This is a genomic window from Pseudomonas sp. F220 (genome assembly GCF_057813935.1).
The window spans coordinates 1-12,399 of sequence record NZ_JBVASJ010000067.1; the positions used below are offsets into that span (position 1 = coordinate 1).

Sequence of the window (12,399 nt, forward strand, 5' to 3'; positions counted from 1 at the left end):
GCGTCGACTCAGTTCAATTTGTTCGTCTTCACTGAGCACGATGTCCTGAGAGTTCATGTGATCACTCCAAGTACTGACTGACCACAGAAGCATAGCTCAGGCTAGAAACTTATTTAAGAGACAGGACGCTAGTGCGCACCTAGTTGCTACGGATGTAGTGGGTCAGTGAGCTGCGTGGGCCTTCTACAGCCAAGCAAATGACACGAAAAATTCGCTGGCGCAATAGATCCGATGGCCTGCATTCGGTCTTGTCGCACTAACTGAATGGCCTCTTTATAAGATCTTTATTTTTTTGTACTCAATCCTTTCAACAACTTACTGGAGCGGAAACTAGGCTTTCCTCATTGCTGGAGGAAATGCCATGGACTTCATTTTTTTGGTACTCGGTGCACTGTTTTTCATCAGCCTGGTCGGCATGGCGCGCGGCTGTGCGGCGCTTAACAGGAGACGGTCATGACCGGTTTCTATCTTTTCGGCAGCCTGATAGCGGCCGGCTTGCTGGTTTATCTGGTCGCCGCGTTGCTGTTTCCGGAGGACTTCCTGTGACTATTCAAGCGTGGGTCCTGCTTGGGGCCTTTCTGCTGGCGTTGGGCATTCTGGCCTGGCCCCTTGGGCGCTGGCTGACCACCGTGATGGAGGGCCGATTTGCCTTCGGTTCACGCATCGAGTCGCCGCTGTATCGCCTGGCCGGTGTCAAGCCTGAAGCGCAGATGGGCTGGCTTCAGTACGCCGTCGCGCTGATCCTGTTTAACGCGTTGGGGTTGTTGGCGGTGTATGCCTTGCAACGGTTGCAAGGTTTCCTGCCGTTGAACCCGCAAGGGTTTGCTGCCATCACGCCCGACTCGTCGTTCAATACCGCCGCCAGTTTTGTCACCAACACCGACTGGCAAGGCTACAGCGGTGAGTCGACGATGAGTTACCTGACCCAGATGCTCGCGTTGACGGTGCAGAATTTTCTGTCTGCCGCCACCGGCATTGTGGTGGCGATTGCGCTGATCCGAGGGTTCGCACGCCACAGCGTGGACAGCATCGGCAACGCCTGGACGGACCTCACCCGCGTAACCCTGTGGGTCCTGCTGCCGCTGTCGCTGATCTTTGCGCTGTTCTTTGTCAGCCAAGGTGCGATCCAGAATCTTGCCCCCTATAAAGAAGTCACGACGCTGGAGGTCATGCAGTACCAGGCCCCGGTGCTCAATGCCGCCGGCCTGCCGACCCTTGATGCCCAGGGCAATCCGGTGACCGTGGCCAGTAGCACCGACAAGCAAACCATCGCGATGGGACCGGTGGCCTCGCAAGAAGCAATCAAGATGCTCGGCACCAATGGTGGTGGTTTCTTCAATGCCAACTCGGCACACCCCTACGAGAACCCGACAGCGCTCACGAACTTCTTTCAGTTGATCGCGATCTTCCTGATCCCGACCGCGCTGTGTTTCGTGTTCGGCCACGTCGTTGGCGACATACGACAAGGCTGGGCGCTGCTGGCGACGATGACGATCATCTTCGTGATCGCGGTGGTTGCCGTCACCCATTACGAACAACTGGGTAATCCGCATTTTTCAGCGCTGGGCATCGATACGGCGGCGGGAAACATGGAGGGCAAGGAATTGCGCTTCGGCATCAGCGCATCAAGTCTGTTCGCGGCCGTGACGACAGCAGCTTCATGCGGTGCGGTCAACGCGATGCACGACTCGTTTACCCCACTGGGCGGCGCAGTACCGCTGGTGCTGATGCAACTGGGTGAAGTGGTGTTCGGCGGCACCGGCTCCGGCCTGTACGGCATGTTGGTGTTCGCCATCCTTGCGGTGTTTATCGCCGGGCTGATGATCGGCCGTACCCCTGAATATCTGGGCAAGAAGATCGAAGCCTACGAGATGAAGATGGTCGCCATTGCCATCCTGGTGACGCCGCTGCTGGTGCTGTTCGGGACTGCCATCGCCGTCATGGCCGAGGCCGGCAGGCTGGGAATCGCCAACCCCGGCGCCCATGGTTTTTCGGAAATTCTCTACGCCTTCACCTCGGCGGCCAACAACAACGGCAGCGCCTTCGCCGGTCTGTCGGCCAACACCCCCTTCTACAACACCATGCTGGCGATCGTCAGCTGGTTTGGCCGGTTCGGCGTGATCGTACCGGTGCTCGCGGTCGCCGGTAGCCTTGCGGCCAAGAAACGCCTGGCGGTGACCGGCGGCACGATGCCCACCCACGGGATGCTATTCGTTGTGCTGTTGATCGGCACGGTGTTGCTGGTCGGTTTGCTGAACTATGTTCCGGCGCTCGCACTGGGCCCCGTCGTCGAACACCTCATGCTGTTCAAGTGAGATCAGGCACATGACACGTAAAACGTTCTCCTTGTTCGACCCGAAACTGATAAGACCTGCCATGGTCGAGTCGATGCGCAAACTCAGCCCCAGAATCCAGTGGCGCAATCCAGTGATGTTCGTCGTTTACATCGGCGCGATCATCACCACCGGCCTGTGGGTACAAGCCCTCAGCGGCAAGGGCGAGGCCAGCACCGGGTTTATCCTCTCGATTGCCTTGTGGCTTTGGTTCACCGTGCTCTTCGCCAACTTTGCCGAAGCGCTGGCTGAAGGCCGCAGCAAGGCCCAGGCGGCCTCCCTGCGGGACCTGAAAAAGCAAACCTGGGCCAAGAAACTGCGCGAGCCTCACTACGGCGCCGAGTGGCAACTGGCTCAGTCGAGCGACTTGTGCAAAGGCGACGTGGTGGTGGTTGAAGCCGGTGACCTCGCAGACTCGGTGATACCCGCCGATGGCGAGGTGATCGAAGGCGCTGCCTCGGTGGATGAGTCCGCCATTACGGGCGAATCAGCCCCGGTGATCCGCGAGTGTGGCGGCGATTTCTCTGCCGTGACCGGCGGCACACGCGTCCTGTCGGACTGGATCGTCATCCGCGTGACCACCAACCCTGGCGAAACCTTCGTCGACCGCATGATCGCGATGGTCGAGAACGCCAAAAGACAAAAAACGCCGAATGAAATCGCACTGTCGATCCTGCTGGTCGCGCTGACGATCGTGTTCCTGGGCGTCACGGTGACGCTCCTGCCCTTTTCCCTGTTTGGGGTCGCGGTGGCGAAGTCCGGATCGCCGGTCTCAATTACCGTCCTCATCTCACTACTGGTATGCCTCATTCCTACGACCATTGCCGGGCTGCTGTCGGCAGTCGGTGTGGCGGGCATGAGCCGCATGATGGAAGCCAACGTAATCGCTACTTCCGGCCGAGCCGTGGAAGCGGCTGGTGATGTGGATGTTCTGCTGCTCGACAAGACCGGGACCATCACGCTCGGTAACCGTCACGCCTCCACTTTTTTACCGGCTCCAGGCATCAAGGAGGCGGAACTGGCGGATGTGGCGCAACTGGCCTCCCTGGCCGACGAAACCCCCGAGGGACGCAGTATCGTCGTATTGGCCAAACAGCGATTCAATTTGCGCGAACGCGATATCACTGCGCTCCATGCCCACTTCGTGCACTTTTCGGCGCAGACGCGCATGAGCGGCGTCAATATGGGCGACCGGCAACTGCGCAAGGGCGCCGGTGAGGCGATCCTCAAGCATGTCCAAAGTCTGGGCGGCAGCTTTCCGGAAACAGTGCAGAACACCATCGAGGAAGTGGCGCGCCGAGGCAGTACGCCGCTGGTGGTCGCCGATGGGGCCAGGGTGCTGGGCGTCATCGAACTCAAGGACATCGTCAAGGGCGGTATCAAGGAGCGCTTCGTCGAGTTGCGCCGCATGGGGATCAAGACGGTGATGGTGACCGGCGATAACCGGGTCACCGCCGCCGCCATCGCCGCCGAGGCCGGTGTCGACGACTTTCTGGCTGAAGCGACACCCGAAGACAAGTTGCAGCTGATCCGCAGTTACCAGGCCGAAGGTAGGCTGGTGGCCATGACCGGTGACGGCACCAACGACGCTCCGGCGCTGGCTCAGGCAGACGTCGCCGTGGCGATGAACTCGGGGACGCAGGCTGCCAAGGAAGCCGGCAACATGGTGGACCTGGACAGCAACCCGACCAAGCTGATTGAGGTTGTGGAGACGGGCAAACAGATGCTGATGACCCGTGGTTCGCTGACCACCTTCTCGATTGCCAACGACATCGCCAAGTATTTCGCGATCGTACCAGCGGCCTTCGTCAGCACGTATCCGCAGCTCGCGGCACTCAACATCATGGGCCTCACGAGCCCGAACTCAGCGGTGCTGTCGGCGGTGATTTTCAATGCGCTGATTATCATTTTCCTGATTCCCTTGGCGCTCAAAGGCGTGAAGTACCGCCCGGTCGGCGCGGCCATGCTGCTACGTCGCAATCTGTTGATCTACGGGCTGGGCGGCGTGATCGTTCCATTTATCGGCATAAAAGTGATCGACATGGCGCTAGCCGCTGTCGGTCTGACTTGAGGGAGCACTGTCATGTTATCTCTGCTGCGTCCCGCATTGACCCTGTTGATTGCACTCTCGCTGATTACTGGCCTGGCCTATCCCCTGCTCACCACCGGGATCGCCAGGCTGGTCTTCCCCTATCAGGCGGCGGGCAGCCTGATCGAAAGAGACGGCAAAACCGTGGGTTCCCTGTTGATCGGTCAGGGGTTCAGTGATCCCAGGTATTTCTGGAGTCGTCCGTCTGCAACCAGCCCCATGGCCTACAACCCGCTGGCCTCGGGAGGGTCGAACCTGGGGCCGCTGAACCCGGCGCTGGCCGACGCGGTCAAGGGACGCATCGAGGCCTTGCGCGCCGCCGATCCGGGAAACACCGCCACGGTACCCGCCGACCTGGTCTACAGTTCGGCCAGTGGCCTTGATCCTCATATCAGTATCGCTGCCGCCCTGTACCAGGCGGGCCGAGTCTCGCGGGTGCGCAACCTGCCCCTCGAACGGGTCCGCGAGCTGATTGCCGAGCACTCTGAAAGCATGCTGCTCGGGTTTCTGGGCGAGCCTCGGGTCAACGTACTGGCGCTGAACCTGGCACTCGACGCTGCGCATTGAGCGCCAACTCACACACGGTGGGCTTGATGGCCGAACAACGTCCCGACCCGGACCAGCTGCTGGCACAGATCCGCGAAGAAGAGGCGCAAGCCAAACGCGGCCGGCTGAAAATTTTTTTCGGGGCCAGTGCCGGTGTCGGCAAGACCTACGCAATGCTGGCTGCCGCACAGACTGCGAAACAGCAGAATATCGATGTATTGATCGGCGTGATCGAGACCCACGGCCGTGCCGAGACTCAGGCCTTGATATCGGGTCTCGATCAACTCCCCCTCAAGCAAATCGTCGACAAGAACCGCACACTGACCGAGTTCGATCTGGACGCCGCACTCGCGCGCAAACCGGACTTGATTCTGATCGACGAACTGGCTCACTCCAATGCCATCGGCTCCCGGCATCCCAAGCGCTGGCAGGACGTGGAGGAATTGCTCAGCACCGGTATCGATGTCTGGTCAACGATGAATGTTCAGCACCTCGAAAGCCTGAACGACATTGTCGGCGGCATCACCGGTATTCGGGTCTGGGAGACCGTGCCCGACCATGTCTTCGACACGGCCGACGAGGTGGTCATTGTCGACTTGCCGCCGGACGACCTGTTGCAACGTTTGAAAGAAGGCAAAGTCTATCTGGCGCAGCAGGCCGAGCGGGCGGTGCAGAACTTCTTCCGCAAAGGCAATCTGATCGCCCTGCGCGAATTGGCACTGCGCCGAACGGCCGATCGCGTCGACAGCGAGATGTTGCAGTACCGCCAAAGCAGCGCGGTAAAACCGGTCTGGGGAACCCGCGAGTCTCTGCTCGCCTGCGTCGGCCCCTTTGAGCAGGCAGAAAAAACCGTGCGTTCGACTGCGCGCCTGGCCGCTCAGCTCAACGTGCCGTGGCACGCCGTGTATGTCGAAACCCCAGCCTTGCAGCGCTTGCCCGAGGCAAAGCGCCGTCGCGTTCTGGCGACCTTGAAACTGGCCCAGGACATGGGCGCGCAGATCTCGACCCTGGCCGGCCAGGACATTGCCGAGACGCTGGTCAAGTACGCACGGCAGTACAACCTTTCCAAAGTCGTGCTGGGCCGTGACGAACGTCCGCGTCACCGCCTCTGGCGCAAGGTGCTTGCAGATCGGATTGGTGTGCTGGGTGCCGATCTTGACGTGATTCAAGTCTCGCTTCCGGCCAGCCGCCGCCCGCAAACCGAGAGCACGTCCAAAGCAAGCGAAAGCCCGTTCATATGGCGGCCCTATATCTGGAGCGTGGTGCTCTGCGCGGTGACGACCCTGGTGGCCCTGCCCCTGTACCAGGTGCTGGAACAGGCCAACATCGTCATGATTTTCCTGCTGGCCGTCGTCGCCGTCGCCGTTCGCTTTGGGCGCGGCCCGGCGGTTCTGGCGTCCTTTGTGTCGGTAGGTGCATTCGACTTTTTTTTTGTGTTGCCGCGTTTTTCGTTCGCCTTTTCCGATGCCCAGTACCTGGTGACCTTCAGCGTCATGCTCGTTGTCGCCCTGGTGATCGGGCAAATGACCGCAGGCCTGACCTACCAGGCGCGGGTGGCACAACGGCGCGAAGACCGCATGCGGGCGCTGTACGAAATGTCGCGCCTGTTGTCCGCCGCGCTGATGACCGAGCAGGTCGCCGAAATCGGCGCACGCTTCCTGTCCGCCGAGTTTGGCGCAAGGTCGGCACTGTTGGTGGCCGACGACAACAACAAACTTCAGGCCCCGATGGTCACGGGGGATGCACCACAAGTCGACGCTGCCATTGCCCAGTGGTCTTTCGATAAAGTCGAACCGGCCGGATACGGCACCGACACCCTGCCTTCGAGCCCCACGCTCTACCTGCCCTTGTCAGCCCCGATGCGGGCGCGCGGTGTATTGGCCGTACAGCCGCGAGACACGACCCGGTTGGTGGTGCCGGAACAGCGACGCCTGCTCGACACCTGTGCGTCATTGCTGGCTATCTCGCTCGAAAGGATTCACTACGTCAATGTGGCCCAGGACACGACGGTTCAGATGGAGTCCGAGCGGTTGCGCAACTCACTGCTCTCGGCCATCTCCCATGACCTGCGAACGCCACTGTCGGTATTGGTGGGGCTCGCCGAGGCACTCAAACTGACAAAACCGCCGCTGACAGGCGATGCCGCCGAGATCGCCACGGCCGTGGGCGAGTCCGCGCTGCGCATGAATACGTTGGTCAACAACCTGCTGGACATGGCCCGCCTGGAATCCGGCAAGGTGGTATTGAACCGTCAGTGGCAGCCGATAGAAGATGTGGTGGGCAGCGCGTTAAGAGCCATCCAGCCGATCCTGGGAAATCGCCCCGTGCAGGTTGCACTGGATGATGACGTACCACCGGTTCGTATCGATGCCGTGCTGATTGAGCGCATCCTCATCAACCTGATCGAAAATGCCGTCAAATACACGCCGCCCGACACGCCGATCAAACTTGGGGCCAGCGCTACACCTGAGAGCATCGAGTTGTGGGTCGCCGATGAAGGTCCTGGATTGCCTCACGGTCACGAGGAAGCGATCTTCAGCAAGTTCGTACGCGGTAAAAAGGAAAGCTCGATTCCAGGCGTCGGACTGGGCCTGGCCATATGCCGAGCCATTGCCCAGGCTCATGGAGGAACCATGCTGGGCGTCACCCGCCCGGAAGGTGGTGCGTGCTTCACGCTGCGTCTGCCCCGTGAAGAGCCTCCGGTCATCGACCCCTTCGCACAGGAAACTGACGAGGAACCATCATGAGCGAACCGGTGCTGCGTGTCCTGCTGATTGAGGACGAAAAGGAAATCCGTCGTTTTGTACGGATGGCCCTGCAAGCCGATGGCCTGGAAGTTCATGAAGCCGATACGTTTCAACGCGGCCTCATCGACGCGGGAACGCGCCGTCCAGACCTGATCGTGCTCGACCTCGGGCTTCCCGACGGCGACGGTGTTGACCTGATCCGCGACCTGCGGACCTGGTCGCAGGTGCCAATCATTGTGTTGTCTGCCCGTGGCGCGGAATCCGCCAAGATCCTCGCACTGGACACAGGAGCCGACGACTACCTGGTGAAACCCTTCGGCACCGGAGAACTGCTCGCCCGGGTTCGCGCCCTTTTACGCCGGCGCGTAAAGGATGCCGAGAACCACGCGGTCCTGGCCTTCGGCGATGTCCGGATTGATCTGGATCGACGCGTCGTGGAGCGATCCGGTGCTCCTTTGCATTTGACGCCACTGGAATACCGCCTGCTGGTTCATCTTTGCTCGCATCCGGACCGTGTCTTGACCCACCTGCAGCTACTCAAGGCCGTATGGGGCCCCTCGCACACCACCGATACGCCTTACCTTCGAGTGTTCATGGGAGGGCTGCGTAAAAAAATCGAAGTAGATCCTTCCCAGCCACGACACCTCGTCACAGAAACCGGTGTGGGTTACCGTTTTATTCCTTGAGCATACGATTGAGGGGCTTAACAGCCTTTCAAAGCACGGTGTATACACAGCTACTCTGTCATTCCTTACGGCTTAAGGCTCTGGTCAGCCTGGGTTTGAGCGGGATGGCGAGTGGATATCTGCGAGAAGGTGATTATGCTTCAAGGGAGGCCGTCAGCCTGTTTCCATGCTTCGTAATCTGATGACATCAGCCCTAGGGCCTGGGTGCGGCAATGGTGGTGAGGTGCTCCGGCCTACTACAAGAGCAAGACGGAGAAGACTCATGGCCGTAATCGACAGTACAACCACGGGCAGCGCGCCCCACCACGGGATCACCAAGGAGGAGCGCAAGGTCATTTTCGCCTCGTCCCTGGGCACTGTATTCGAGTGGTACGACTTCTACCTTTACGGCTCCCTCGCCGCGATCATCGCCAAGCACTTCTTCGCCGGCGTCAATGAGACAACGTCCTTCATCTTCGCGCTGCTCGCGTTCGCCGCAGGCTTCGCGGTGCGCCCCTTCGGCGCCATCGTGTTCGGCCGACTGGGTGACATGATCGGGCGCAAACACACCTTCCTTATCACCATTGTGATCATGGGTACCTCCACCGCCGTGGTGGGCTTTCTGCCCGGCTACGCGACCATCGGCGTGGCGGCACCGATCATCCTGATCACCCTGCGCCTGCTGCAAGGCCTGGCCCTGGGCGGCGAGTACGGCGGCGCGGCGACCTACGTGGCCGAACATGCACCTAAAGGTAAGCGCGGCTACTTCACCTCGTGGATCCAGACCACCGCGACCCTCGGCCTGTTCCTTTCGCTGCTGGTGATCCTCGCCTGTCGCACTGTCCTCGGTACCGAAGCCTTCGAGGCCTGGGGCTGGCGGATTCCCTTCCTGCTGTCGATCCTGCTGCTGATCGTCTCGGTGTACATCCGCCTGCAACTCAGCGAGTCACCGGTGTTCATGAAGATGAAGGCCGAAGGAAAGTCCTCCAAGGCGCCGCTGACCGAATCCTTCGCCCGCTGGGACAACCTCAAGATAGTGATCATGGCCCTGCTCGGCGGCACTGCCGGCCAGGCCGTCGTCTGGTACACCGGGCAGTTCTATGCGCTGTTCTTCCTGCTACAGACGCTGAAGATCGACCCGCAGACCGCCAACTTGCTGATTGCCGGCTCCCTGCTGATCGGCACGCCGTTCTTCGTCATATTCGGCAGCCTGTCCGACCGAATCGGCCGCAAGGGAATCATCATGGCGGGCTGCATCCTCGCGGCGCTGACTTACTTCCCGATCTTCCATGCGTTGACCCAATACGGAAACCCCGACGTGTTCATCGCGCAGGAGAAGAACCCGGTCACAGTGGTCGCCGAACCCGGCCAGTGCTCGTTCCAGTTCGACCCGGTGGGCAAGGCCAAATTCACCAGCTCCTGCGACCTCGCCAAGACCGTGCTGGCGAAGAAGGCCATCCCCTACATCAACGAGAAGGCCGAGCCAGGTGCGATCGCGCAGGTTCGCATCGGCGACAAGGTGATCCAGAGCTTCGAGGGCACCGGCATGCCGGCCGCCGACTTCAAGGCCCGTAACGACGCCTTCACCGCCACCCTCGGTACCGCCCTCAAGGACGCCGGCTACCCCGAGAAGGCCGACCCGGCCAAGACCAACTACCCAGTGGTGGTGCTGCTCCTGACCATCCTGGTGATCTACGTGACCATGGTCTACGGCCCGATCGCCGCCTGGCTGGTGGAACTCTTCCCGGCGCGCATCCGCTACACCTCGATGTCGCTGCCTTACCACATCGGCAATGGCTGGTTCGGCGGTTTTCTGCCCACGGTGGCGTTCGCCATGGTCGCGGCAACGGGTGATATCTACTACGGGCTGTGGTACCCCATCGTCATCGCCGTGATGACGGCCATTCTTGGCACGTTCTTCCTGCCGGAAACCAAGGATCGGGAAATTCATCACACATAAGGTCGCGCCCGCGGGTCTTCGGGCGATGCTCGGTGCGGCTGAGGCCCGGTCCCATGCCGCCGCAACCGGAGAAGTCACCCCCAAGCAGGCGCAGGACGAACGCTTCGAAACGATCATCGCAATGGTCGACAGAAGCGCGCGCGGCACTCGTGGCCTCATCGAGGCTGGCAGGCTGGGCGAGGAGTGAATCGGAATGCCAAACTCACCCGCGAAGCACCAGCACCCGTAAAAAACCCGGACTGTGCCGGGCTTGATATGACCATGGGGATTCAACACTCCCGTTAGGGAAGTGGACTCTCGAAGATCAAGAGCGAACCACCGAACCCGAGACCGGTAGATTTTCCAGCAGATTGAGTCCCGTGATCTTCACGAAAGTCTCATAGTCCACGGGCTTCTCAATACGGGTTTCCGCGTTGGGAAGCACATAGGCCCAGGCACGCTTGGACGAAGCGTCGTAGACCAGCTTGAACAGGCGGGTAGGTACCCAGACCTTGTTGTCGCCAATGGTGGTATGGCCAGCGTCAAAGAGCGGGCCGGTAAAAACAAAGACATTGCCATCGGCTCGCTTCGCGAACTTTCTGACATCAGACTCGACCTTGCTCCAGATCTTTCGGTTATTGGTTGGGTCTTGCGGAACCATGTTTGAAAGCGCAAAGGATTGGGCCATTGCATTCGGATTCGGTGCATCTGCTGCCGGGGACTGATGGCCACGATCCACCGCAGGGTGTTGGCCACGGTAGTCGCTCAACTCTGCCCGCCCGCTCTTGGGAATGCGTGGGTCCGGGTAGAACTGATTGGTTCGCTCCTCACCCTTGGCATCCTGCAGCTGGGCTGAATTCAGACGCTCCACCACAACCAACGGAGTCTTGCTGGTTTGCGAGTACAGCACCGCAAAGTTGTCGGAACACAGGGCCAAGGGCTTCATTGTTGCCGGCACACTGGCCATGTTGATCGGCCTGGCTGCCGGGAACAGGTCTGCACACCCATCAAACGATGCCTGTTTCTGTTTGCTTGAATAAAGGTCAATCGCCACGCCCTGGCTGATTGAGCCAGAGCGGTGCCCTTGCTCCTGATGCTGGCTGGGCAGCTTGATGAAATCCAGCAGGTCGCGAGCTTCTGCTGCACCCGTCGAGAACAAAACAAGGGCCGACAGCCCCACTGCAATTTTGCGTAGGTTCATGCTTAAAATCTTTGAATTGGATTGAGAGGGATACTTACGGCAAAGCCCCGAATCACGGGACTTAAGTTGAAGCAGTTTCTGGTTGTTCGGCGGCGAGCATGTTTTCAATATTCTTGATCACACCACCGACGCTGGTCGTTGATAACAACCGTAGCGTGGGCCATTCGACCCGCGCCAATGCATCCATGCCACATCGTCATTTACGCGCCAACTTATACCTGACGCACTCTTCATAAAAGCTCTCCCGGACGGCAGCGGGTTTGAACCGCGATTTACTGTCGTAGGTTTGCTCGGTAATGCCCATGGCCATCATGCGCATCCACCCCTTGCTAAACTTGTAAGCCTGTATCTTCTGGCGAGCGGCATACAGTGAAACCCCCGACAGCTTGAGCTCTTGGGCTCTTGCCGCGGTCCCCGCCCCCCAGCTGCACATAAACCGATCATTCGACATCAACTCTTTGGCCTGGACACAGACTGCAACGCTCGCCAGGGCAAACGAGATCAGCACGATCATTACATTGCGCATTTACATTCTGCCTAACCGACTGAAAACAAAGTGATTTTGACGATAATTTTCAGGCTCCGGGGCCAGCAAAATGCCTTCTATCCGGTTTACCGGATTTGCTCAGTGATACTCGACTGCGATCGATCAAGACAGTAGCCGCTACAGGGCCGAATGCATCATTTATCAGGAAACGGCTACGTCCGAAGCACGGACTTCAATGCACTTATTGATGTACATAAAATGTGCGGCTAGGGAGACGCTGCAAAAATAGCCAACCGTCCCCACCCTTGGCACACTGAGTACCTTCAACCAACCACCCTCTCCGTGAGCGTTACGCGCGTGCAGAAGACCTTCTCCGAACTCGAATACACCGG

General features: G+C 59.7%; 10 protein-coding genes and 1 pseudogene. 8 read left to right on the forward strand and 3 right to left on the reverse strand.

What is annotated here, in order from left to right:
* Positions 1-453: 453 nt before the first annotated feature.
* The 8 genes and pseudogenes from kdpF to ACZYSM_RS28385 form a co-directional block, all read left to right on the forward strand.
* On the forward strand, positions 454-546 hold the full coding sequence (kdpF, locus tag ACZYSM_RS28350; RefSeq protein ID WP_489076869.1) for a K(+)-transporting ATPase subunit F: 93 nt from the start codon (positions 454-456) through the stop codon (positions 544-546).
* Positions 543-2,315: a potassium-transporting ATPase subunit KdpA gene (kdpA, locus tag ACZYSM_RS28355; protein ID WP_489076871.1), complete on the forward strand. Its 1,773-nt coding sequence runs from the start codon at positions 543-545 to the stop codon at positions 2,313-2,315. Before kdpF ends, kdpA begins: the two co-directional genes overlap by 4 nt.
* A 10-nt stretch (positions 2,316-2,325) precedes the next feature.
* A complete protein-coding gene (kdpB, locus tag ACZYSM_RS28360) occupies positions 2,326-4,404 on the forward strand; it encodes a potassium-transporting ATPase subunit KdpB (protein ID WP_489076873.1) in 2,079 nt (692 codons plus the stop codon).
* Positions 4,405-4,416: 12 nt separating this feature from the next.
* The gene (gene kdpC / locus ACZYSM_RS28365) at positions 4,417-4,989 is read left to right on the forward strand and encodes a potassium-transporting ATPase subunit KdpC (protein WP_489076875.1); all 573 of its coding nucleotides are present in this window, start codon (positions 4,417-4,419) and stop codon (positions 4,987-4,989) included.
* Positions 4,990-5,015: 26 nt separating this feature from the next.
* Positions 5,016-7,715 (forward strand): two-component system sensor histidine kinase KdpD, encoded by a 2,700-nt coding sequence (gene kdpD / locus ACZYSM_RS28370; RefSeq protein WP_489076877.1) that lies wholly within the window; start codon positions 5,016-5,018, stop codon positions 7,713-7,715.
* Positions 7,712-8,401 carry a response regulator gene (locus ACZYSM_RS28375; protein WP_489076879.1) on the forward strand — a complete coding sequence of 230 codons (690 nt, stop codon included), beginning with the start codon at positions 7,712-7,714 and terminating at the stop codon, positions 8,399-8,401. The genes kdpD and ACZYSM_RS28375 overlap by 4 nt, the downstream gene beginning before the upstream one ends.
* A 262-nt stretch (positions 8,402-8,663) precedes the next feature.
* The gene (locus ACZYSM_RS28380; RefSeq protein WP_489076881.1) at positions 8,664-10,340 is read left to right on the forward strand and encodes an MFS transporter; all 1,677 of its coding nucleotides are present in this window, start codon (positions 8,664-8,666) and stop codon (positions 10,338-10,340) included.
* Between the two features lies 1 nt (position 10,341).
* Positions 10,342-10,527: pseudogene (locus ACZYSM_RS28385) on the forward strand (hypothetical protein); the annotation flags it as partial.
* Positions 10,528-10,644: 117 nt separating this feature from the next.
* On the opposite strand, the gene ACZYSM_RS28390 reads toward ACZYSM_RS28385, so the two are convergent.
* The 3 genes from ACZYSM_RS28390 to ACZYSM_RS28400 form a co-directional block, all read right to left on the reverse strand.
* The gene (locus ACZYSM_RS28390) at positions 10,645-11,520 is read right to left on the reverse strand and encodes a DNA/RNA non-specific endonuclease (RefSeq protein ID WP_489076883.1); all 876 of its coding nucleotides are present in this window, start codon (positions 11,518-11,520) and stop codon (positions 10,645-10,647) included.
* A 61-nt stretch (positions 11,521-11,581) separates the two neighbouring features.
* Entirely contained in the window at positions 11,582-11,707 is a 126-nt protein-coding gene (locus ACZYSM_RS28395; RefSeq protein WP_489076885.1) for a hypothetical protein, read from the reverse strand.
* 9 nt (positions 11,708-11,716) lie between these two features.
* Entirely contained in the window at positions 11,717-12,046 is a 330-nt protein-coding gene (locus ACZYSM_RS28400; protein WP_489076887.1) for a hypothetical protein, read from the reverse strand.
* Positions 12,047-12,399: the final 353 nt, after the last annotated feature.